The sequence below is a fragment of the Pseudoalteromonas shioyasakiensis genome (genome assembly GCF_019134595.1).
Lineage (GTDB): Bacteria > Pseudomonadota > Gammaproteobacteria > Enterobacterales > Alteromonadaceae > Pseudoalteromonas > Pseudoalteromonas shioyasakiensis_A.
The window spans coordinates 83,050-106,645 of sequence record NZ_CP077771.1 but is presented as its reverse complement, the minus strand read 5'-3'; the positions used below and the strand labels follow the sequence as shown (position 1 = coordinate 106,645).

Annotated in this window: 18 protein-coding genes; 8 read left to right on the top strand and 10 right to left on the bottom strand. The window is 41.6% G+C overall.

Features of this window, described 5'->3' with window-relative positions; all coding sequences use genetic code 11:
- Positions 1-76: 76 nt before the first annotated feature.
- Together KQP93_RS17990 and KQP93_RS17985 are read right to left on the bottom strand one after the other, a co-directional pair.
- The gene (locus KQP93_RS17990; protein ID WP_254907772.1) at positions 77-1,246 is read right to left on the bottom strand and encodes a BamA/TamA family outer membrane protein; all 1,170 of its coding nucleotides are present in this window, start codon (positions 1,244-1,246) and stop codon (positions 77-79) included.
- Positions 1,247-1,289: 43 nt separating this feature from the next.
- Positions 1,290-2,081, bottom strand: coding sequence for a hypothetical protein (locus KQP93_RS17985; protein ID WP_217877213.1), 792 nt, complete (start codon positions 2,079-2,081; stop codon positions 1,290-1,292).
- Positions 2,082-2,459: 378 nt separating this feature from the next.
- Here KQP93_RS17985 and KQP93_RS17980 point away from each other — a divergent pair, with 378 nt between their 5' ends.
- Positions 2,460-3,956, top strand: a complete 1,497-nt coding sequence (locus KQP93_RS17980; RefSeq protein ID WP_217877212.1) for an arylsulfatase — start codon at positions 2,460-2,462, stop codon at positions 3,954-3,956.
- A 52-nt stretch (positions 3,957-4,008) separates the two neighbouring features.
- Here the strand turns inward: KQP93_RS17980 and KQP93_RS17975 are convergent, their stop codons facing one another.
- Positions 4,009-6,249, bottom strand: a complete 2,241-nt coding sequence (locus KQP93_RS17975; RefSeq protein ID WP_217877457.1) for a tetratricopeptide repeat protein — start codon at positions 6,247-6,249, stop codon at positions 4,009-4,011.
- A 142-nt stretch (positions 6,250-6,391) separates the two neighbouring features.
- Between KQP93_RS17975 and KQP93_RS17970 the strand changes: the two genes are divergently transcribed.
- Positions 6,392-7,354: an HAD family hydrolase gene (locus tag KQP93_RS17970; protein ID WP_217877211.1), complete on the top strand. Its 963-nt coding sequence runs from the start codon at positions 6,392-6,394 to the stop codon at positions 7,352-7,354.
- Positions 7,355-7,403: 49 nt separating this feature from the next.
- On the opposite strand, the gene KQP93_RS17965 is transcribed toward KQP93_RS17970, so the two are convergent.
- The 3 genes from KQP93_RS17965 to KQP93_RS17955 all read right to left on the bottom strand — a co-directional run bounded on the left by KQP93_RS17965 (position 7,404) and on the right by KQP93_RS17955 (position 11,004).
- Positions 7,404-8,630, bottom strand: coding sequence for a threonine/serine ThrE exporter family protein (locus KQP93_RS17965; protein ID WP_217877210.1), 1,227 nt, complete (start codon positions 8,628-8,630; stop codon positions 7,404-7,406).
- Between the two features lie 149 nt (positions 8,631-8,779).
- On the bottom strand, positions 8,780-10,000 hold the full coding sequence (locus tag KQP93_RS17960) for a glycosyltransferase (protein WP_217877209.1): 1,221 nt from the start codon (positions 9,998-10,000) through the stop codon (positions 8,780-8,782).
- On the bottom strand, positions 9,997-11,004 hold the full coding sequence (locus tag KQP93_RS17955) for a LacI family DNA-binding transcriptional regulator (protein ID WP_062565789.1): 1,008 nt from the start codon (positions 11,002-11,004) through the stop codon (positions 9,997-9,999). The genes KQP93_RS17960 and KQP93_RS17955 overlap by 4 nt, the downstream gene beginning before the upstream one ends.
- A gap of 162 nt (positions 11,005-11,166) precedes the next feature.
- On the opposite strand from KQP93_RS17955, the gene KQP93_RS17950 reads away from it, so the two are divergent.
- From KQP93_RS17950 to KQP93_RS17940, 3 genes are all read left to right on the top strand, one after another.
- Complete coding sequence (locus KQP93_RS17950; RefSeq protein ID WP_217877208.1) at positions 11,167-13,620, top strand: S9 family peptidase; 2,454 nt, start codon at positions 11,167-11,169, stop codon at positions 13,618-13,620.
- Between the two features lie 115 nt (positions 13,621-13,735).
- The gene (locus tag KQP93_RS17945; protein WP_217877207.1) at positions 13,736-14,335 is read left to right on the top strand and encodes a hypothetical protein; all 600 of its coding nucleotides are present in this window, start codon (positions 13,736-13,738) and stop codon (positions 14,333-14,335) included.
- 108 nt (positions 14,336-14,443) lie between these two features.
- The gene (locus KQP93_RS17940) at positions 14,444-15,541 is read left to right on the top strand and encodes a serine hydrolase domain-containing protein (RefSeq protein WP_254907771.1); all 1,098 of its coding nucleotides are present in this window, start codon (positions 14,444-14,446) and stop codon (positions 15,539-15,541) included.
- 24 nt (positions 15,542-15,565) lie between these two features.
- On the opposite strand, the gene KQP93_RS17935 is transcribed toward KQP93_RS17940, so the two are convergent.
- On the bottom strand, positions 15,566-16,471 hold the full coding sequence (locus KQP93_RS17935; protein ID WP_217877205.1) for a LysR family transcriptional regulator: 906 nt from the start codon (positions 16,469-16,471) through the stop codon (positions 15,566-15,568).
- 110 nt (positions 16,472-16,581) lie between these two features.
- On the opposite strand from KQP93_RS17935, the gene KQP93_RS17930 reads away from it, so the two are divergent.
- Both KQP93_RS17930 and KQP93_RS17925 read left to right on the top strand, forming a co-directional pair.
- Positions 16,582-17,340, top strand: coding sequence for an SDR family NAD(P)-dependent oxidoreductase (locus tag KQP93_RS17930; RefSeq protein WP_217877204.1), 759 nt, complete (start codon positions 16,582-16,584; stop codon positions 17,338-17,340).
- Between the two features lie 91 nt (positions 17,341-17,431).
- Entirely contained in the window at positions 17,432-18,049 is a 618-nt protein-coding gene (locus KQP93_RS17925; protein ID WP_217877456.1) for a LysE family translocator, read from the top strand.
- A gap of 58 nt (positions 18,050-18,107) precedes the next feature.
- On the opposite strand, the gene KQP93_RS17920 is transcribed toward KQP93_RS17925, so the two are convergent.
- On the bottom strand, positions 18,108-19,016 hold the full coding sequence (locus tag KQP93_RS17920) for a LysR family transcriptional regulator (RefSeq protein ID WP_217877203.1): 909 nt from the start codon (positions 19,014-19,016) through the stop codon (positions 18,108-18,110).
- 118 nt (positions 19,017-19,134) lie between these two features.
- Between KQP93_RS17920 and KQP93_RS17915 the strand changes: the two genes are divergently transcribed.
- Positions 19,135-21,111, top strand: a complete 1,977-nt coding sequence (locus KQP93_RS17915; RefSeq protein WP_217877202.1) for a ligand-gated channel protein — start codon at positions 19,135-19,137, stop codon at positions 21,109-21,111.
- Positions 21,112-21,186: 75 nt separating this feature from the next.
- Here KQP93_RS17915 and KQP93_RS17910 read toward each other — a convergent pair whose 3' ends face one another.
- Together KQP93_RS17910 and KQP93_RS17905 are read right to left on the bottom strand one after the other, a co-directional pair.
- Positions 21,187-22,107 carry a sugar kinase gene (locus tag KQP93_RS17910; protein ID WP_217877201.1) on the bottom strand — a complete coding sequence of 307 codons (921 nt, stop codon included), beginning with the start codon at positions 22,105-22,107 and terminating at the stop codon, positions 21,187-21,189.
- Entirely contained in the window at positions 22,107-23,594 is a 1,488-nt protein-coding gene (locus KQP93_RS17905; protein ID WP_217877200.1) for a UxaA family hydrolase, read from the bottom strand. Before KQP93_RS17905 ends, KQP93_RS17910 begins: the two co-directional genes overlap by 1 nt.
- Positions 23,595-23,596 lie beyond the last annotated feature (2 nt).

The window sequence follows — 23,596 nt, the reverse complement described above, 5'->3', positions numbered from 1 at the left end:
AATAGCAGTGAAATAAATTAATTCAATCTTTAGGTTTAACTGATTATTGAAATAATAACGAAAGTATTAGTTTTGGTTACCAAGTAGAACCCGCCTGAATATAAATTGCGTTTTGCTCAGGGCCATGGGCTACATCTAAGCCAATACTAATACCGTAATGCTCATCAATTAAATAGCGAAAGCCTGCACCCACAGTATCAATGGTTTCAGCCTTCGATAAGTCAGAAAAGTTATCGGCCGCCCAGCCCATGCCAGTAAACACATTGAGCTTTATTTTGTGAGTGATTTTATAGCTCGCTTCTGCTTCGGTAACAAATACATCGAGACCTTGATAGCGAGTTGCAGACACACCGCGCAGGCTAATACTTGGCGGAATATAAACCGGTAAGCGTTTTTCACCGCGGTTATTAACTGAGTCATACTGCATGCGCAGGGCAAAGTTGAATTTATCGGTGTAACGCCAGTAATTTAAGGCGGTAAGCTTTAAGCTCGTGTAATCCACTTTACTGCCAATAGCCTCATCATAATATAAATATTCGGCCTTGTAGTTAAAGCCTCGCTCAGGGTTGAGGGGATTATCTCGGCTATCGTATTCTACTAATGGGCCAATACCTGATGTATTTACATCAAGTGAAAGGTGGTCCTTGATAATGTCGTTTTCGAGCAGAAAATCTTCAATAGGGTTCTCGGCTAAGCTTATTTCTACTTTTCGATAAATCTGTTTAAAGCCGTAAAAAAAGTTACTGTCGTCATAGCGCAACTTAAGGTTTTGAAGTACCGCAGGGCCTTCGATATTAAGCGATAATGGTGTGAGTAGCTTGATCTCGTCGAAGGTATAGAAATCAAGGTTTATACTCGCCCAGCCAACAATCCCTTGATAGCGAATACGGTCTTCATCCCAAAACGTAATATGGCCAACAGCGCCGCCTTTGGTGCCATTTTTAGTGCCCATTAGGCCCACTAAACTAATGCTTTGTGGTAGGGTAGAGCCTTCTTTTTTCTTCTTTTTGGCTTTCTTTTCGTTGTCATGAAAAAAAAGGCCAACAACACCAAGCCCAGGCCCTACAGCTGGCTCTGTAATAAAAGTCGGTATGGGTAAAAATGAAATAGGTTCATCAACTTTTTGCTGTTGATTACTTAATTGCTGCTCTGCAGGTTTTATTGCATATTCATCATAACTTGATGCATAGCTTTTTGTGCTTAGCAAACTTGCTGTAAGCATATTTATTAGTACAACTTTTTTCACTTAATCCCTTACCTTGTTGTTTCTTGATATTTCAAATTTTAATTTATAGCTGATAATTAAACTCTAGACGATGATCGCCATCCATAAAGTCAACATTTTCATTCCAGTTTGCGAAATAACGTAGATTCATACGCGGGTTAATTTGGTAACTTGCTGCAAATTCATGAGTCAAAATATGGCTTTGGTTTAGACCATAATAGTGGTCTTTATAGTTATCGCTACCGCCGATAGTTGTTAGCCAAAATGGATTGTAGTTAAGCCAAATTTTATCGTTAATAGTGATCTTTGCGTACATACCCACTAAGCCATAGGCCCCCATAATGGAGTAACCACTGTCACGACTGCCGTCATCTTCTAGGGTATTTTCACCGAGCGATGCACCCACCCCAGCTAACGGGTAAAACGTAAAACGCCCCATAGGTTTTAGAGCTTTAATGTAGCTATACGAAACATCCATACTTTCGTCAGCGACAAGGTTGGCATTGAGGTTATAGTTAGCATCAATCTGCGTTGCGCTCATAGTAGTTAGGTCAACTGAGAAATTACGAAAACGAAATGAGTCAATTGAATCTGTCGTTTTGTTGTCGCTTTCCCAGCCTAGCGCATCGCCATATATGCCCTTTACTTCAAAAACATTCATGCCAGCAGTTGTTGCTATACCTGTGTCGTATGCTTGGCCAACTTTTAAGTTGAGCCCTTTGTTTGTTACACCTACTCCGGCTTGTGTATAAACAGCCAGTGGGTCTGACATGTCTTGTACTTCTTTTTGCTCAGCCGCATGGCTTGAAGCTGTAATCATAAGCGCTAGTAAAGAGGGCAATCGAAGCAAAGTCATTTGTTTTCCTTACACTAAAGGTTGAGTGATAAATAGTCCCTTAAGATACTTTAAGCCCATTTAATAATAGAATTCAATCCCTACAATCTTTATTGAGACATTAAATTACTCCTTATTAAAGCCAAAATACCATAAAAGTACTGATAAAGGCGAGAATGAAAAGTGAACAAAGCTTCCTGTACAGAAAAGGTTTTAAAATGTATTTAAGTATTATTTTGTATATTTTTATCAGTAGTTTAATAACAATGTGTGGTTTTTGTGGAAATTTGATTTAAATCGTTTTTGCCCTTTTTAGATACTGGACTGGATTGTTTTTTAATCTATACTAGAACATACTCATCTAGAGTAAAAAGTACTATTAATGAAAAGGGATGATTTATGAAAAAACTAATAGCGGCGGCTATTTGTGGCTTGGTTTCAACGGTAAGCCTTGCAGCAGATAAACCAAACGTATTGGCCATTATGGTTGATGACGTTGCGCCAATCTCACTGAGTGCCTACTCACACGGTATGACCTACCCAACTCCCAATATTGATCGCATTGCTAACGAAGGTGCACTGTTTACAGATCACTATGCACAACCTAGTTGTACTGCGGGCCGAGCTGCGTTTTTAATGGGGCAATTACCAATTCGAACAGGTTTAACAACAGTGGGCCAACCAGGTAACCCACTTGGCATTAAAGAAGCCGATCCGACCATAGCTGAATTTTTAAAAGATCGCGGTTATATGACTGCGCAATTTGGTAAAAACCACTTAGGTGATTTAGATGAGCACTTACCAACAAAGCACGGCTTTGATGAATTTTACGGTAACTTGTATCATTTAAATGTATCAGAAGAGCCTGAACAAGCTGATTACCCAAAAGATCCTAAGTTTGTGAAAAAATTTGGCCCACGTGGTGTAATCGAATCTTACGCCAATGGCAAAATCATCGATACGGGCCCGCTTACTCGCAAACGTATGGAAACCTTTGACGAAGAAGTGTTAGAGCGCTCGGTTAACTTCATGGAACGCGCTGTTAAAGCGAAAAAACCGTTCTTTATTTGGCATGCCACAAGCCGTATGCACGTATACACTCACTTAAAACCAGAAAGCCGAAACTTAGCGACGGGCATTAGCTCTGAAGAAGACGTATTTGGTAGTGGTTTGATGGAACATGATGGTCATGTTGGTCAATTGCTTGATAAACTTGATGAGTTAAAAATTGCCGATAACACCATTGTTATTTACACCAGTGATAATGGCCCTGAGCAATCAAGTTGGCCTGATGCGGGTACAACTGAGTTCCGCGGTGAAAAAATGACAACATGGGAAGGGGGATTGCGTGTACCTTTCTTAGTTCGTTGGCCAAACAAAATACCTAAAGGCTTAAAGCTAAATGGTATCTCTTCACATGAAGATGTTTTTCCAACAATTGCTGCTGCCCTGGGTGAAAAGAACCTACGTGAAAAGCTTAAAAAATCAGACAAAGTCTATATCGATGGTGAAAATAACCTAGATTATTGGACAGGAAAGGCGGATAAGTCTGCACGTAACTATTTCTTCTATTACTATGAGTCACAGCTTACGGCAGTTCGTTTTGGTCCATGGAAAATGCACTTTGCGACTAAACCAAATGGCTTATATTACGAAGACATGGTAACTCACAGTATGCCTAAACTATTTAACTTACGTAAAGATCCATTAGAGCATTATGACGGCGTAACCGGCTTTCACCAAATCATGCGTAAGAGTTGGTTGATGCAGCCTATTATTGCTAAGTTAACAGAGCACGTTCAAACCTTTGTAGAGTTCCCGCCTCGTCAGGAGTCTGCTTCATTAAATATTAATGAAACAATTGAAAAAGCAAAAACATTAAACCATGGGCATTAGATAGTTGACCATTATTAAATACTCTAAGGGCCTTTAGGCCCTTTTTTAATGCTTATTGATTAATGCTATTCATCATTTCTAGCTGTTTCACAAACTGCTCAATTTGCTGGTTACCAGGTACTAGGCGGGTTAGGTTTCTGGCATAAAACAGTGCTTGGCTGTAGTTTTCTTCTGCCACATACCACTGCGCCAAACTGTAGCTGATATCTGGGTTATTCGGTGTTAGATTAAAAGCGCGCTCAAGGGCAGATATTGCCGCTGGCATATTGCCTAAATCTTGTAACAGTAACGCGTAGGTAAACTGATAGTTTGCATTTTCTTGTACAAACTGCGCGGCTTTTTGTAAGTGAGTAAGAGCTGTGTCTTTTTGTTTTGTGCGAATAAGGCTCATTGCCAGAGCATAATGAATATCGCCACTTTGTGCGTTAACCTCTAAGCCTTGTTTCAAGATAGCTTGTGCTGCTTTTTCATCGCCTTGATTGCGGTATAAATCAGCTAAATTAACATAAGCAGGAGCAAAAATAGGCTCAACACTGATTGCTTGTAGGTAATGTGTTTTGGCTTGCTCTGGCCTTTGTAATGTAAGCGCCAGATTGCCTAAATTGGTGTGTGAAAAGCCGCGCTCAGCTTGGTATTGTTGAATGCCTTTGTACTCATCAAGGGCTGAATTTAAGCGTTTGCTATCTTGCTCATTGAGGCCCGCTGGAAACGGCTGAATTAACATGCCCGCAAGAGCTCTTGCGGCTTCAGCTCTGATTGGTAAATGCTCATCATCTAAAAGAGGATTTAATAAGCGCCAGCGTTGATTGATGTCAAACGGCATCGCCGCTTCAATGGCTGCTTGGCGTTTTAATGGTTCGCTGTCTTTTACTGAGCGAGCAACCGCAACGACAGCATTATTATCTGGGCTTGCGGCTAAACGGCTTAATGCTGAAGCGCGAATAATGTCAGGAAAGCTTTTATCTTGCACGATTTTGGTCAGCATGGTTGATGCATTAGGCAAACGGTTATCAGCGGCATAAAATGCCTCAGAAAAATGAGCAGTGCCAAGATGCTTTGAATTTGGATGCCAGTCTTTTATTTTGGCGACCGCCCATTGCGGTGTCTTATCTTCATGGCAGCTATTACAGGCATTTGGGGCATTGGTTTTTAATGTTAAGTCTGGGCGCGGTACCCTAAAGCTGTGGTCGCGCCTTGCATCTACCTGCATATAGGTCGTGGTGGGCATATGACAATCGACACATTGGCTGCCTGTACTTGCCACTTTATGACCGTGATGTTTCGGCGTATCGAACACCTCTTGGCTATGGCATTGCGTACAGGTTTGAATACCCGGTAGCTTTAATTTTCCCGAGTGAGGGTTATGACAGTTACTACAGGTAACCCCTGTATTGAACATTTTACTTTGTAAAAATGAACCCCAAACATAGTCTTCATCCCACACTTGACCATCAACGTGATAAAGCTCAGGAGTCAGTAATGAGCCTTGAAAGTTTTGTAAAAAGCTATGTGGGTCTTTGCGGTCATCAAGCTGTGAGCGACGAGCATGGCACGTTGCACACACTTGCACTTGCTCGCTTTTTACTAGTGGCTGCACGCTTTGCATACTGCCATCGGCTTGTTGGGTAAACAGCGGGGTTTGCTTTTTAATATTATGCGTAAAGCCCTTATCAGCAATACTGCTATCGCCATCAGCCCATTTTAAATGAGCTTGTGTCTCGCCATGGCATGCTTTACAGCTCACGTTAATACTTGAGTAACTTGAATCAAAGCTATTTGTTTTAAGGTCAAATTGCTTTTTGAAATCAGTTGAGTGGCAATCAGCACACATGTGATTCCAGTTTTGGCCTTTCTGTGACCAATGAAATAGGTCGTGTTTTTTCTGCTCCGGGTGCAGTACAAACCAGCGCTGACCGCCTTGTGCTTTACTGCGTGAGTCCCATGCAAATGGAAACAGCTGAATGTGGCCTTTGCCCATATCAAACATGTATTGCTGCAATGGCTCATAGCCAAATGTGTATAAAACAGGGTAATCAGTCAGCTTGCCATCAAGGTTTGGCATGCTTATAAAAAGTTGTTGGTCTTGTTGATAAAAGCGCGCTTGCTGGCCTTGATAGTCGAGGGTTTGTTCGTTGAAATTACCAAGCACCGAAGCGGGAGTGGCTTTTTCCATAGCATGAAAATGATGGGATGTTTGCCAGTCTTCAACTTGGCTTTGATGACAGTTAATACACTGGGGTTCTGCAAACGCATTAAATGCGAAAAAGCTACATAACAGCCAAGTTAATCTCATCACTCAATAAATCCTTTTTATTTTTCTACATCAATAAGTAGCTTATCTTAGATAGCTTTGAATAAGCAATGACGGTGTTGGCTTGAATCTTATAATAGCGCTAAGATATATCAATATATAAGGATATTAAAAGGAAAACCTCATGAAAAAGATCTTGATGTTATTACTGTGCCCACTTTTTTTAAAGCCTGCGTACGCAACATCTGAACTTGGTAGTTGGAACGAGTCTGCGAAGAACAAAATAACCGAGTTTGTAAACATAACAACGACTATTGGCTCTGATAATTTTATACCTGTAGCCGATAGAATAGCTGTTTTCGACAATGATGGAACTTTATGGTCTGAACAGCCCGCTTACTTCCAATTGCTATTTGCGTTAGACCAAGTTAAGCAACAAGCTTCTAAAAATCCAACATGGCAAACAAAACAGCCATATAGCGATATTTTAAAAAATAACATACCGAGTAGCTTATCAGAGGAACAATTGCTGGAGCTTGTAAAACAAACGCATACAGGGATCAGTAGTCGTGAATTTCGCGAGCGAGTAAATCAATGGATTAACGATTCTGTCCACCCTACAACATTGAAGCCTTATACTGAAATGGTCTTTCAACCTATGCTTGAATTACTGAGTTACTTACAACAACACCAATATAAAACGTTTATTGTTTCTGGTGGGAGTGTCGAGTTTATGCGTGTGTGGGCTTCAAGAGTGTATGGTATACCCAGCGAACAAATAATCGGGAGTAGGTTTGCAAGTGAGTATCGCGTTATTGATGGTCAACCACAGGTTTTTCATTTAGATAGAATTGATTTTATTAATGATAAAGAGGGCAAGCCTGTTGGAATTTATCAAGCCATTGGAAAGCGTCCAGTTATTGCTTTTGGTAATTCAGATGGCGACCGTGCCATGCTTGAATGGACTGCTGCTGGAGAGGGACCTAGGTTTAGTGCTTTAATTCATCATACAGATGCTTTGCGTGAGTGGGCTTATGACAAGAACTCTCATGTAGGTAGGCTCGATGAAGCTTTAAATCAAGCAAAGCATGAAGGTTGGCTTGTCGTAGATATGAAAAAAGATTGGAAACAAGTGTATCCAAATTAACCTAATCTTTTACTAAATCAAAAAGCCCGAGAAACTCGGGCTTAGTAGGTTATAGACTTTTCTTCGGTGGCAGCGCGACGTTAGCAAAGATAAGGCCCGCCACTAATGACATAAAAATCAAAAAGGTTTGCTGGCCAATATGGTCTGCATAAACGAAATCTTGGCCTTCAATTAATGAGTTCAAACCAATATAGGTTTTACTGCCTGGCACCAATACTATCAGACCTTGCATAGCTACAATGGAGGCTGGAGCATTGACAACGCGGTTGAATAAGTTGCTAAAAATGCCCACGGCTAATGCGCCTACAAATGTGCCGAGGGTGTAATCAAGATACATGGCTGAACCAATACTTGTACCATATGCTATAAAGCCAGATGCAATAGACCAAACAGCATGTTTTAGCTTGGTTCTAAAAATCACGATTAGGCTGCTACATAGCATGAAAATAGCAAGCCAAGCCGTCCATTTAGGTAAAGGCTCAGGCTGCACAAAGTCACTTTGGCCAAAAATAGCAAAACCAATGCCGATACCAATAAAAGCGCCAAAATACAGCTTAAACAGCAGCATGAATGAGTCCATCACCCGAGCCGTACCAGACACTAAATGTCTTGCTGCTAACTCTGCTAAACCTAGGGCTAATGCTAAGCCGGGTATAAACACAATGATGGCTGAAAGTACCACGAGTCGTATGTTAATTTGGGCATCAAGGTATACGCTCACAGCACAGGCTATAATCGCCGATACAATGGCAACTAATGGCTCAAGCATATGTGCAACACGCTTCGAACGTGTTGACCAGAGTACAAATAAATACACCACTAAGGTAATAAGTGCTGACCAAAATACATCATTCCAGCTAGTACCCATCAACATGGCAAATGCACCACCCGAAGTCGCAAACGCAACGCCAGTCATCAATTTATTATATGGGTTTGGCATGGTGTAAATGATATCGAGCTGTTTATCTACTTCTTGTAGCGTCAACTCGCCATTAAGCATTTTGTTTACTAAGTCATCGGTATCTGCCAGCGAGCCTAAGTCATGATCGCCCGGATCAACACGCGCAACATGGGTGTACTCTTCTTCGTGCCCATCAGTCCAGATCACAAAGGTGACTGATGTTGGCGACATAACAAAAGATGATTTCAAACCGAGGTAAGTCGCAACTTCCATTAAGTGCGCTTCTAGTCGGTATGCAGGTGTACCGTATTTATGAAGCATTTTGCCAAGCTTCACGATAAATTTTCGTTTTTCAGTAAACGTTGCGGTTTTCAAAGGCGTTTTGAACCAAAGGTTAAATTGTTCAGTTAAGGGTAGACCAAAATTCAATAAGATATAGTCTAATAGCTAGACTATATTGCTTAAATTGACCAGCGCGATTTTAGCGACAAAAGCTGCTATGTCTAGTGTTATTTACGGCAAAATTACTTATTTTTTGCTTCAATCCACTGCGCCATGTATTGGGTCGAACGCATGGTGTGGTGCTTGAGCATTTGGCCGGTAAAATTTTGCTGTCTATGCTGCGCTAATGACTCACTAATGGCGTTGATTTTAGCGATTAACTGCGACTGAAGTTTTGATTTATCATAATATTTTTGCAATAACTGCTGGCCATTTTGCTGTGCCTGAGTAAATAACGCTTCATCTTGATAAAGTGCCACTGCTGCATCTGCAAATAGCTGTGCATCTTCACAGATTGCGCCTGACCAAGGCTCATCTTGATGCATGCCTTCACTGCCAATAGGAGTTGTTACGCTCGGCGTTTGCATGATCATCGCTTCGAGTAACTTACCCTTAATACCAGCCCCAAAACGCAGTGGCGATAAACATACTCGGGCATCTTCCATCACTTGATAAGCATCATCTGCCCAGCCTTTGATTAAGAAGCCGGTTTTTGGATTGTTAAGTGCTGTTGCCTTTGGTGGCGGGTAAGAGCCATAAATGTGGAGTTCGGCATCGGGTAATTGTTTGCGGATCAGCGGCCAAATCTGTTGTAAGTACAACACAGCATCCCAGTTTGGCGCATGACGAAAATTGCCAATGGTCATAAAATGTTTACGCTCTGAAAATGCTTTGGTGCTGCTGGGGATATACTGTAAATCAACCAAAAATGGTAGGTGGTGAAGTAGGGCCTTATCGACTTTGAAAACGTCATTGAGTAGCTGCATCTCGTAGTGCGAGATAATTAAGCTGATGTCTGAGCGTAAAATTGCGGCGATTTCTCGTTTTGCAATATCGCTGTGTAAATCGCTATGGCTGAATACTCGGCCTGCTTTATGCGCGTCGTGACGGGCATTTCTTAGGCACTGTAAATCTTCTGTATCGAGAACTTTAAGTGCGTTAGGGCAGTATTTGTCGACTCGCCAACCGAACTGCTCTTCCATCATAAAGCGGTCAAACATCACAATATCAGGGTTATACGCTTGCACGTACTCATCAAAACTTGAGCAGTTTAAAGCAATGACCTGTGTGGTAATGCCATCTTCGCTGAGATCCACCATGTGTTCGGTTTTTTGCGCGGGGCTTGCAAATTCGACTTGCCAGTTTTCTGCGCGAAAGGCACGCAGGAGTGACATCATGTGGGTGCCGGCTGCCGACGAATTAGGCTCAGGCCATACATAACCGATCACTAACACTTTTTTCATTGACTTGAATCTCGTATTTTTAAGTTAACATCCACCAAGGTGCGAACTGGCGGTGTTGATTTATCTAATAGTTCTTTTAGCACCTGACAGGTGCGTTTACCTATTTCATCGGCATTAATGGCGATGGTTGAAAGAGAAGGCAACATTAAGCGCGAATCTTCTAGGTCGTCAAAACCAATAACTTTGATGTCTTTACCCGGCTCTAGGCCGTGTTGGCGCATAGCTTCAATCGCGCCGTAAGCAATTACATCATTAAAACAGACAATGGCTTTGGTATTTGGCGCTTGTTTTATAAGGGTATTAAAGGCTTCTCGGCCACCTTGGCGGTTTGTCGGCGCTTGAATAACAGGTTTTTCGTCAGTGATATTAAATTGCTCAAGCGCAGCCAAAAAACCACTTAAACGCTCATGGTAATCAGATATTTCTGCCGTGCCGCCTAAAAAGGCTACCTCTTCTATGCCTTGCGATAAAATATGGCTGGTCGAAATATGTGTGCCTTTTTTGTTATCAGGCAAAATACACGGTGCTGCTGAAAATGGAATTTCACGCATGATATTAATAACCGGAAAACCACTATTTATTAAATCATCTTGCCATTGCTGCTGTGTGCCCGGTGCAGGACACATAATAAACGCCGATACGTTGTATTCTTTTAAGGTTTTCACCACTTGAGTTTGCCTTTCGACACATTCTGCAATATTCACCAGCATTGGCAACATGCCAAGCTCAAAAATGTGTTTTTCGAGACCAACAGCAAGTTGAGCTGAATACGGGTTGGTTAAGTCATTTATAACCAACGCGACTAGGTTTGAGCGCTTACTGCGTAGTGCTGCAGCATCACGGTTATACACATAGCCAAGCTTATCAATGGCAGCCAGTACTTTTTCTTTACTTTTTTTACTGACCTTATCACTGTTGGTAAGGACCAAAGACACCGTTGATTTTGAAACTTGTGCTTGTTCAGCAACATCCCAAATTGTGACTTTGCCTGTCGATTTTTTCATTTTTTTTAGCAAAAAGTGGCGAATAGAGTGCTTTTATTTTAGCGTAATTTAGCTGTTTAAGTCACTGATTGGCTGCCAAAAGGGTTGAAACTCTTTATGAAATGCTGCAAACATGTTCTACTTGTTTACAGAATCGAAAATAAAAACGAAAAAGGAACGAACATGAAAGCATTTAAACTGCTTTTTGCGCTAGTTATTGGCGCAGCTGTTTGCACACCCAGTTTTGCTAATCAAGGTTATCAAACTCCATCGCCCGCACTGGCTGCTGTGGTTGACGCTAAGCTTGCGCCGAGTAGTTATTTATCGAATGATGGCCAGTGGTTGGCGTTATTTGATAGAAAACGCATCGATACCTTACAAGACTTAGCCAAAGAAGAGTTAAAACTTGCGGGCATTAAGCTTAATCCTGCTAACTTTTCGCGCTCACGAGTGCGTAATAAGTTTACATCTTTAGTGCTTAAGCATGTTGAAACCGGTTCTGAAATTGTTGTATCTGATTTGCCAAATGGCATTTTACGCTCACCAAGTTGGTCAAGCGACAGTCAATACTTGGCGTTTGTGGTTGAGCAAGCATCGAGTGCTAAGCTATGGGTTTATAATGTAAGTACTAAGCAAGCCCGCCAGTTAAGTGATACACCACTTAATTCAGTGCTAACGCGCACGCCTTATACTTGGTTGCCAGATAGCAGCGCCATTGTAGCTAATGCAGCAGTTAATATTGGTAAAGCACGTATCAGCAACGACAGCTCGCAGGTTGTGCCAGTTATTCAACAAAGTAGTGGTGAAAAAGCGCCTGCGCGTACTTATCAAAACTTGCTAACTAGCCCATATGATGAAGCACAATTTAAGTTTTTTGCACAAAGCCAGCTGACTTATATTCCGCTCAGTGGTCAAGGCCAACCAATTGGTCAACCGGGCTTAATTAAATCGTTTTCGGTCTCACCTGATTCAACCAATATTTTGGTTGGCATGATTGATGAGCCTTTTTCTTATCAAGTGCCTTACAGCCGATTTGCTACAACTTGGCAAATTTGGGGTATGCGTGGCTATACGCTAGCAGAGCTTGCGAAGCAGCCTTTAGCAGATAACATTCCACAAGGTTATGACAGTGTGCGTACTGGTCGCCGCGAATTTCAATGGCGAGCAGATCAAGGCGCTGAAGTAATTTGGGCAGAAGCACAAGACGGCGGTGATATGAAAACCGACGTTCCTTATCACGATCATCTTTATAGTCTAAGAGCACCTTTTAAACGTGATGCTAAGTTATTTGCTAAAGTCGAACGCCGTTTTGACTCCATTACTTGGGGCAACGGTAATGTTGCTCTGTTATCTGAATGGCGTTTTAGCGACCGACAAGTTCGCACATTTGTTATTCAACCACGTAATGCAGATAAAAACCGCGTGCTATTTTCTGAGCGCAGCTATAACGATGCTTATAAAGATCCAGGTTACCCAATTTATGAAAAGAATGATTTAGGTGCTGATGTATTAAAAGTCGTTGGCGGCCGTTATCTTTTCTTACGCGGTAACGGTGCATCTGAACAAGGCAATATTCCGTTTTTAGACCGTTATGATGTAAAAACCAATACCACAACACGCGTTTGGCAATCAGAAGCGCCATACTATGAACGTGTACGTGCAATGCTTGATGACGAAGGCGAGCGTCTAATTACTATTCGCGAATCTAAAACTGAGCAACCTAACTTTTTTATTCGTGATTTAGACGATAAAACACTGACTCAACTTACGACTTTTGAGCACCCTTACCCAGAATTTAAAGGAGTGACTAAAGAGCTAATTCGATACAAGCGTGATGACGGTGTTGAGCTTAGTGGTACGCTTTATTTGCCACCGGGCTATGATTCAACTCAAGGCCCGTTACCGGTTCTAATGTGGGCTTATCCGCTTGAATATAAAGATAAAGCTGTTGCGTCGCAAATGCGCGAGTCGCCATATGAGTTTACTTATATCGGTTATTGGGGGCCAATGCCTTATCTTGCAAAAGGTATTGCTGTATTTGACGACCCGAAAATGCCAATTGTGGGTGTTGATGGTAAAGAGCCAAACGACTTATTCCGTAAGCAGCTGGTGGCAAGTGCTAAGGCAGCGGTTGATGTTCTTGTTGAAAAAGGGGTGGCAGATAAAGATAACATTGCCATTGCTGGTCACTCTTATGGTGCATTTATGGTGGCGAATTTATTAGCGCACAGCGACTTATTTAAAACCGGTATTGCTCGCAGTGGTGCTTATAACCGCACTCTAACGCCATTTGGTTTCCAAGGTGAAGAGCGTGATTTTTGGCAAGCACAAGATGTGTACGCGGCAATGTCACCGTTTTTCCACGCTGAGAAAATCAATGAGCCTATGCTGATGATCCACGGTCAAGAAGATCCTAACTCGGGTACTTTCCCAATGCAAAGTGAGCGTATGTATGCTGCGTTAAAAGGTTTAGGTAAAGAAGCTCGCTTAGTGATGTTACCTTATGAGGCGCATGGCTATCGCGCTCGCAAGAGCTTGCTGCATGTGCTTTGGGAGCAAGAGCAGTGGTTAGATAAATACTTATTAAGTGACGAAAAACCCGCAGAGCCAGTTGCCGCTGATGGTGTTACTCAGTAATTAGTAAAATTACTTATATTAAAAATCCCCGCCTTATGGCGGGGATTTTTGTATTGCCTACTTGCATATTCTTATTTGTAGATAAGCGGTAAGCAAATAAGAGGAAACGTTGTTCATGTTTATAATTCCAGATACCGACAAGAAAATTCGAGCAAAGATATCTAGCTATAAATCGGCTTTTAACCGAGAGGTTAGAGATTATGGCTGTATCTCAGATGGCTATGGTAAGCGATATTTAATTTTCCCTTTGTTGCTCGTACTCAATGATATGAAAAAAGCTGAGCAACACATACAGTGGCATGATTCACAGTTCCCTGATGATATGGGTGAGCCAGTGCAAATGTTGTGTCGTTCGATACTAACGTTTCGGATAGGTGATATTAATAAGGCGTCTTACGAACTAGCTGAAACCATGTTTTCGAATGTATATTTATTGCCATGGCTACTTGATGAAAAAGTAGAGCCTATTGATATGCGCCATCTAACAAACTTCTCAATGTTAGAGTATTGTGAGGAAGTTCCACACAGAGTTCTCGAAAGTATATCAGAGCAAGAGCGGGAGTGGATTTACAGCTGCTATCATTCAGAGGCTTTTGTAAAAGCAAGAACACGTTATATTGAAATCTACACGCGCTTAAAGCATGTTTCAGAAATGGATGAACGCGTAAAGCTATTTGATGAAGCTGATAAGTTACTATCAGCTCTAAAACTTTAGCAGACAATAGCTTAAGGAAAGGTCCTAAGTGTTTGGATTCTGCTATGCATGCTATTGTAGTCAATTAAATTAGGCCTTTGATGCGGTCGTTATAAAACAAGGATGCTCATGAATAAGTTTATAATTCTAATATTATTTTTAATATCCTCTTGCTCATTACATGCAAAACAAACCAAAAGTTTAGAATTTTGTAAAGTGCTAGATAAGGAGATCCCTTTAATTCTTGAAAAAAGCAAAGCGCGTGGTATTGCTATATCAATTGTTCAAGGGAAAGAGGTGCTTGGTTCATATTATTATGGCTATGCTGACGCTGAAAATAGAACCCCAATCACACATAAAACTTTATTCAATGTTGGCTCCATTTCTAAAGTGATTACAGCTTGGGGCGCAATGAAACTAGTTGAACAAGGTAAAGTTGATTTAGATAAACCAATTAATGATTACTTAAAAAGCTGGAAAATACCGAATTCTCAGTTTGATGCTAACAAAGTAACTTTACGTAATATTCTCTCTCATACAGCAGGGCTTTCATTAAGCGGGTACAATGGGTGGAGCGCTGAAGATCCATTACCTACTCTTGTAGAGTCATTAGAAGGCAATAACACGGGTGATGGAGTCGTTAAAATTATTCATGAGCCTGACACTAAATGGTCATATTCAGGTGGTGGTTACACGATAGTCCAGCTGTTAATTGAAGACCTGACTAATCAATCTTTCAGTAATTTTATGACTGAAAACGTTCTTTTACCCCTCGGGATGACAAATTCTTCGTTTGATATCAATAGTATTTCTCCGGCAATGCTGGCTAGTCCTTACGATGAGAATGGCAACAAAACAGCTATGGTGTATTTTACAGAAACTGCTGCCGCTGGCTTTATAACAACTGCAGATGATTTAGCTAAGTTTAATCAGGCTGTGCTAAAAAATGAGCAAGGTAATTACATTGGTTCAAATATTTTATCAAATCAGCTTATTGCAAATATGATTCAAGCTCAGCCCCATACAGGAGGGCGATGGAGTATGAGTTATGTCGTAGACTCTGAGAATAAGAGTCTAGGTTTTGCTGGGTTTAACAGAGGCTGGACATCCTTAACTCGCTCTGTGACAGATAAAAATATTGGTTACGTAATTTTAAACAATAGTAGCGTTGGTGGAGTGAATAATGAAATTGATCAACTTCTGCTGTCTGTAATTAAAGGTGGTTAAACAGAAGCGCATTTAGCAAGCATCTTAGCTCTGCGTAATCGGTTTTAATTGCTCGCTTAACCAATCAATAAACACTCGGGTACGCCTTGGTAAATGACGTCTATTTGGGTAGACGATATTCATAGGCATGGGCGGCAAATTATAGTCAGGTAAAACTTGGATAAGTTCACCACGGCTGAGCTCGTCGAGAACCCCATGACTAGGCACTTGAATAAGGCCAAGCCCTGCTAAACAGGCTGCTTTATAGGCATCCGTATTGTTAACTGTGAGCTGTGATTTCATGGTCAGGGTTTGCCAATCGCCTTGTGTATCTTGGTATTCAAAGCCTGGGTCAAGTTGGCCGAGTGTTTGGCTATAGCGAACAATGTAGTGCTCGGCTAAATCGCTAAGTTTTGTGATGTTGCCATAGTTTTTAATATAACCTGGGCTTACACAGTTAATCATCGGGCAGTGGCCTATTCTTTTCGCAATCAGCGATGAGTCTTCTAATTGACCGACTCGCACTACGCAATCAAAGCCTTCTTCAATGAGGTTAACTCGTCTGTCAGAACTACTCAGTTCAATCTCTAATTGCGGGTGTGCAGATAAAAAGCTGTCTAGATTCGGCAGCACTAAACGTCTGCTAATTGGCTGTGGCATATCTACTCTAAGACGCCCTGATAACGCTTCGTCTTTTTTATGAAATAGGGTTTGTAGTTCGTCTATATCAGCAAGCATATCTTTGCAGCGCTGATAAAACACAGTGCCTTCATTGGTCAGCGTAACTCGCCTTGTTGTGCGGTTTAAAAGCCGAGCACCTAACGTATCTTCGAGTTGTTTGACCAACTGCGAGACAGATGATTTAGGCATGCTCAGTGCAAGTGCTGCAGCCGAAAAGCTTTTTAGCTCTGCAACCTGAACAAAGGTTTTCATGGCATTCAGTTCATTCATGATTGTTTGTTATTTACGAACAGTTAATTCAATTTTACATGGTTTATCTGGTTTTGCAGTGTAAATATACTGGTTGCTCACAATTACTTCAAAGCAAAAGGGTAAACACGATGAGCAATAAAATTGCAGTGATCACAGGTGGTAATCGCGGTTTAGGTAAAAATACAGTTTTAAGTTTGGCACGTAAGAACATTGATTGCGTGTTTACTTACAGAAGCCATAAAGATGAAGCGCAGCAGGTTGTAGAGGAAGTAGCAGCGCTGGGGGCAAAAGCGGTCGCCATTCAACTTGATGTGAGCGATATTTTAGGTTTTGCTGAATTTAAACAATCACTTGAAAGTACCTTAGCAACACAATGGCAAACGTCTCGATTTGATTATTTAATCAATAATGCAGGTCATGGCAGTGACAGTGCATTTGCTGATACGAGTGAAGCAATGTTTGATAATTTGATGAATGTACATGTAAAAGGTGTGTTTTTCTTAACGCAAACATTGCATGAGATGATCAATGATGGTGGGCGTATTATTAACTTATCTTCAGGGCTGACACGTTTTGCATTACCGGGAAAAGCGGCCTACGCCACCATGAAAGGTGCCGTTGAGGTATTAACCAAATACATGGCAAAGGAGCTTGCTGCACGCAATATTGCCGTGAATGTCGTCGCACCTGGTGCAATTGCCACTGATTTTGGTGGCGGTGCTGTCCGTGATAATGAGCATGTTGCTCAATTAGTGAGTTCATTTACAGCGATGGGACGGGTTGGCCAAGCTGATGATATTGGTCCTATGATTGCGCAGTTACTCGGTGATGAAAACCGTTGGGTGACTGGGCAGCGCATTGAAGCATCGGGCGGTATGTTTTTATAACCCTGTTAGCAATCGCGTGTTTGTTTGCTTATTTAAGTGAATGTGATTTAATCGCTTTCTCTTTTTAAGCAATAAACATGTGATTGCATTTATGCTCGATTTAGCAGTACTCGCGGTTTTTATTCCGACCTTTTTCTTTGTTTCTATTACACCTGGTATGTGTATGACGCTCGCCATGACGTTGGGGATGAGTGTGGGCATTCGACGTACGCTGTGGATGATGGTCGGCGAGGTGTTAGGCGTGGCCACGGTAGCCATTGCAGCGGTGATTGGGGTTGCCAGTATTATGCTTAATTACCCTGAGTTATTTGCCTTTTTAAAATACCTAGGTGGCGCGTACTTAATTTACCTAGGGTTTAATATGTGGCGCGCTAAAACCAGCTTTAAACCTAAAGATGATACACAGCAACAAATTGGCCGTGGGCAATTGTTTTCACAAGGTTATATTACTGCCATTGCAAACCCAAAAGGGTGGGCATTTATGATTTCTTTACTCCCTCCGTTTATTAATGTTGATTTAGCGGTTGCCCCACAGCTTGCTGTATTAGTAGGCATTATTATGCTGAGCGAATTTATCTGTATGATGATTTACGCAACAGGCGGTAAAAGCTTAAGGCTATTTTTAGATAAAGGCGACAATGTGAAGTGGTTAAACCGTATTGCTGGCGCACTTATGATGTGCGTGGGAGTTTGGCTGGCGCTCGGTTAATTTTAATTTGGATAATACCCATCCGCATACCGAAAATGGGTATTATCCTTATAGCGTCTTAATCAACTAATTCAACGTGCTTAGAAACATGGTTAAAGCACAATTTTAATGTATCAATGGCAGTTTTTGTTTTTGCCGCTAAGCTGTCTCTGGCTGGTGTTACGGCATAAACAGTGTAATTTGGCATTGCCCATTCGGGTGCAATTTCAACCAGCTCTTTCGATTTTAATAAATGCCTGACTTCTGGCTCTGGTAGCACGCCATAGCCAACACCATCACACACTAATTTAATTAAGCTTTGCATATTATTTACGGTGATCTTCGCTTTTGGTAATGGCTTGCTTGCCAGCGTTAATGGGTTAAACGCATTACTGTCGGCGTTGCTGTGGGCGATACGGGCAAAGTTGCCAAGGTCATCCCAACTTGCTTTATCGAGTTTGCTAATTGCATGGTCTTTATGAGCGCATAGCTTTAACGGCCAAGTAGCTAATTTACGAGCAACGAGGTTAGAGTCAGTTAATGGGCCAATCGCAATCGCTAGGTCAGCACCGCATTTGATCATATCAATTGGCTCATCAGTCAAAATTAACTGAATACGTAAATCATCAAACTCGTTAATTAAGCGATCTAATGGCTCGCTTAATAGGCCGCCGCCAAACCCCACAGGCGCAACTAATTTGAGCTCGCCACTGGGCTTATTTTGTAATTGTTGCAATTGCGTACTGGCTTGATCAGCCACAGCTAGTATTTTTAAACAGCTTTGATAATACAGATGGCCCGCCTCGGTTAACGTGAGTTCGCGTGGGCTGCGGTTAAATAGGCTTAACCCGATTTCTTGCTCTAATTGCTTAATGTGTTGGCTGACAGCCGATGTGGTCATCGATAACTCTGCAGCTGCACTGCTCATATTGCCCGTTTCAACAGTACGAGAAAATACACGCAATGTTTTGATCAGCTTGGAATTCATGGTTCAGGCCTTCTTAATTCAGTTTTAAGAAATCGTAAATTGTGAAAATCGGGACTTCTCATTAGTATGCAAACGCTAATTATTATCATTTATAAACAAAAAGTCACGGAGTATTATTATGACGAGGGTTGTTTCTTCTGTTTTACCACTCACCGCTGCTGTGTTAGCAGGTCTTTCCCATTTTGCATACGCTGATGACAAAAAACAAGACATGGAAGTAATAGTTGTATCGGCTTCCGGTTACGAGCAAATGCTTAAAGAGGCGCCAGCGAGTATCAGTGTTATCGACCGTGAGCAGCTTGAAAAACGTTTTTACCGTGATCTAACCGATGCGATGACCGATGTTCCCGGTGTGGTTGTCACAGGTGGTGGCGACAGAAAAGATATCAGTCTTCGCGGGATGGCAAGTCAATATACTTTGATTTTAATTGACGGCCAGCGCCAAACCTCACGTGAAACTCGCCCAAACAGTGATGGCCCAGGTGTAGAGGGGGCATGGACTCCACCTATTTCAGCGATTGAACGTATCGAGGTTATTCGCGGTCCTATGTCTTCACTATATGGCTCAGATGCCATCGGTGGTGTTATCAATATTATTACCCGTAAAACACCAGAAAAATGGTACGGTGAACTACGCTTAGATAGCACGATTCAAGAATCAAGTGACTCGGGAAATATCAATCAAGGCAGTTTCTTTACTGCGGGTGGTTTAATTCCTGAGTTATTAGGTATGCAGTTATCTGGCCAGTTTTCAAAGCGTGACGAAGATGATTTTGAAGCCGGTTTTCGTGGTAAAGAGCAAAGCAATATCAAAGCTAAGTTTATCTTAACGCCCTCTGATAGCCATGAAATTATGCTTGAAGTAGGCTCTGCAAAACAAAAACTCGATGAAACATTAGGCAAAACAGTTGCTCCTTTAGCTGAAGGCGAAAGCTGTGGCCGTAATGGCTGCCCTGAGTCATCAACCACAGAGTATGACCAAGAAAGCTACTCATTAAGTCATAATGGTTTTTATGACTTTGGCTCATCACGCAGTTACTTAAAGTACGATAAATTCGATAATACCTCTCGTGAAATGTACGTCGAAAATACCGATGCGCAAACCAGCTGGACTTTACCTTTTACCAATCATAATGCTGCATTTGGTGCGTCATATTTAAAAGAAGAGCTAGACGATTACACCAGTAACCGCATTAGTGACTTAACACATGTTGAGAACGAGCAGTGGTCAGTATTTGCAGAAGATGAGTGGGCCGCAACTAAGCAGTTTAAACTCACTACCGGTCTTCGTTATGATCATGATGGCAATTTTTCGGGCCATTTCAGCCCGCGTTTATATGGTGTGTATACAGCAACTAAGTCGTTGACTGTTAAAGGCGGTATCTCAACAGGCTTTAGAGCGCCGAATATTCGTCAATCTACCGCAGCTTGGGGGCAAGTGAGCCGAGGTGGTAATATTTACGGTAACCCAGATTTAAGTCCTGAAAAATCAGTAAACTACGAAATGGGTATCTACTATGATGCCAGCCGTGATTTATCGCTTTCAAGCACAGTTTTTTACAACGAGTTTGAAGATAAAATTACCCGTATTTCGTGCCCACTCACCCAGTGTACTGATGGACCAAACCAGTTTGGTTCGATGCCAACGACCTATGTCAATGTGGATGAAGCCGTTACGCAAGGCTTTGAGTTATCAGTATCTTACGACATTACCAGTGAGCTTGATGTAAGTGCTAATTATACTTACACCGATTCTGAGCAAAAAACCGGTGAATACAAAGGAAGCCCACTTAACCAATTACCTAAGCATATTTTACAAACTTCAGTTAATTGGCGCCCGGTTGATAAGCTAGGTACCTGGCTGCGTGTTCATTACCGCGGCGAAGAAAGCCAGCCGACAACAGGCCCATCGCAAGACAGTCTGATTGCGCCAGATTACACCTTGGCTGATATTGGTGGTAACTACGATTTAAGCCGCAGCATTAAGTTAGGATTTGGTGTTTATAATCTGTTTGATAAAGAAATCACTGAAGATGAATACGGATATGTTGAAGATGGTCGACGTTATTGGGTTTCTCTAGGCTTTAACTTTTAAATAATTATTAAGTTATTCGCATTTGCAGGTTTAACCACTAATTTAATTGGTGGTTAAACCTTATTTTAGTAAAACTTAGGTTGTTATCTCAACGATAGCACCGTAGTGCTGAATGACTTGCCCAGCAATATAATTTCCTTGTTTTGCGCATTTTTCAATAGCCTGATCCTGCAGCCAAGCCGATAAAAAACCAGCATTAAATGCATCTCCTGCCGCTGTTGTATCAATGACTTTATTAATTTTATTGGTAGGGTAATGTGTTGCATTTTGCTGCTCTAACGTACTGTATTGGCATCCATTTCCACCATCTTTAATTACAAGTTCTTTCACGCCTAATTCATGAAGCCACTCTCTACAAGCTGAAATATCTTTGCAACTCCAAATCAGTGCTTCATCATCAAACGTTACCAAAGCCAGGTCGGCTAATTGCGCCATCCGCTTATTAATATCCTGACAGTATTGTACCGATTGCCATAACAAAGGTCTGTGATTGCTATCATAAATAATTTTTACACCTGCGCGCTTTAAGTTGGTTAGCTCGTTAAGTAATGCATAGCAATCATCTGGGGGCAAAATTGCCAAACTAATGCCTGATAAATAAACAGCATCAAACTCAGTTAATTTATTGATGATATTATAAAATTTGGGCTGCTGAACAAGGTATTTTGCTGCAGAATTATTGCGCCAATATTGAAAAGAACGCTCGCCATGTTGATCTGTTTGAATCATATAAAGGCCAGCATGTCTTTGCTTATCTTTTAGAACAAAGTCGCAATTTATTTGATAATCCTGCCAACGAGCTATCATAGCTTGGCTTAATATATCTTCACCCATGGCAGTGAAGTAACATACATCAACTTTTTCGCCTGCTAATTTCTTTAGGTAAATTGCGGTGTTCATGGTGTCACCACCAAAGTTTTGTTGCATGGCTGTGAACAGCTCGCCAGACAATTCCACCATACATTCTCCAATAATGGCGACTTTTTTAGCCTGCATTACAGAGTGACTCCTTTTTTCCAAATAGCGACTTCACGAATATCATTTATTTCGTTACAGGTTGGCTTACCGTTTACTACCTCAACTAATAAGTCGACAAATTCCTGATGTACTTCAGGCATGCTTTTACCGCTGACTAGCACACCTGCATCAAAGTCTATCCAGCGCGTTTTTTTATTTGCCAGCTCTGAGTTAGTAGCAATTTTTAAAGTCGGCACAAAGCCACCATAAGGCGTACCTCGACCGGTTGTGAATAACACAATATGACAGCCTGCAGCGGCAAGTGCGCTGGTGGCAATGGGATCATTACCCGGTGCATTAAGTAAATTTAAACCAGCGACACTTAAGCGTTCACCATACTCAAGCACAGCCTGTACTTTGCTTGTGCCAGCCTTTTGTGTACAACCCAACGACTTATCTTCTAATGTACTAATTCCGCCTTTTTTATTGCCAGGAGAAGGGTTTTCGTAAATAGGCTGATTGTGTGCTTTGTAATAACCTTTAAAGTTATTAATCATGCTGACAAGTTGATTAAAGGTTTCTTCATCTTTACAGCGAGACATGAGTAATGTCTCTGCACCAAACATTTCGGGGACTTCCGTCAGGACTGTCGTGCCTCCTTGAGCAATTAAGTAATCAGAGAAGTAGCCAAGCATAGGGTTGGCTGTGATCCCAGATAGGCCATCACTGCCTCCACACTCAAGGCCAAATTTTACTTCACTGAGCTTGCCGGTTTCTCGCTTATCGTGTTTAACGACGCTGTAGATTTCTTCTAGCAGAGCTACGCCATCTTCAACTTCATCATCAGAGTGTTGTGAAATTAAAAACTTAATTCGTGATTCGTCTATTTCACCTAAACCCGCTTTAAAAGCAGCTAATTGGTTATTTTCGCAACCTAGACCAACGATTAACGCGCCACCGGCATTAGGGTGTAAGGCCATATCTTGCAATAAAACTTTTGTGGTTTCTAAATCATCGCCTAACTGAGAGCAGCCAAATTGATGTGGAAATATGTGTACGCCATCAATTTCAAGATCAGCATGGTTACGTAAAAACTCATCTTTCATTTGTTTGATCATGCCATTCACGCAGCCAACGGTTGGGATCAACCATATCTCGTTGCGAATACCAATCTCACCATTGGCACGACGGTAAATATTAACCTCCGGTGATGGCTCCTCGGGGGCTTGTGCAACGAACTCTGGCTGATATTGGTATGTTAATTCATCATGCAACGTTGTTTTGATGCAATGTGTGTGTACCCATGCGCCAGGATTAATATCTTCAAGTGCAAAACCAATTGGGGCGCCATATTTAATGACCCGCTCACCCTTAGCAATCGGCTTAAGCGCAACTTTATGACCCTTATCTATGTCTTCTAATGCTGTAAAAGAAAAGCCTTCAAATTCGATTCTTTCATTTGCATTGATTGGCTGTAAGGCAATTGCTACATCATCAGTATTATGAAGTCGTAATAGTCTGCTCATGC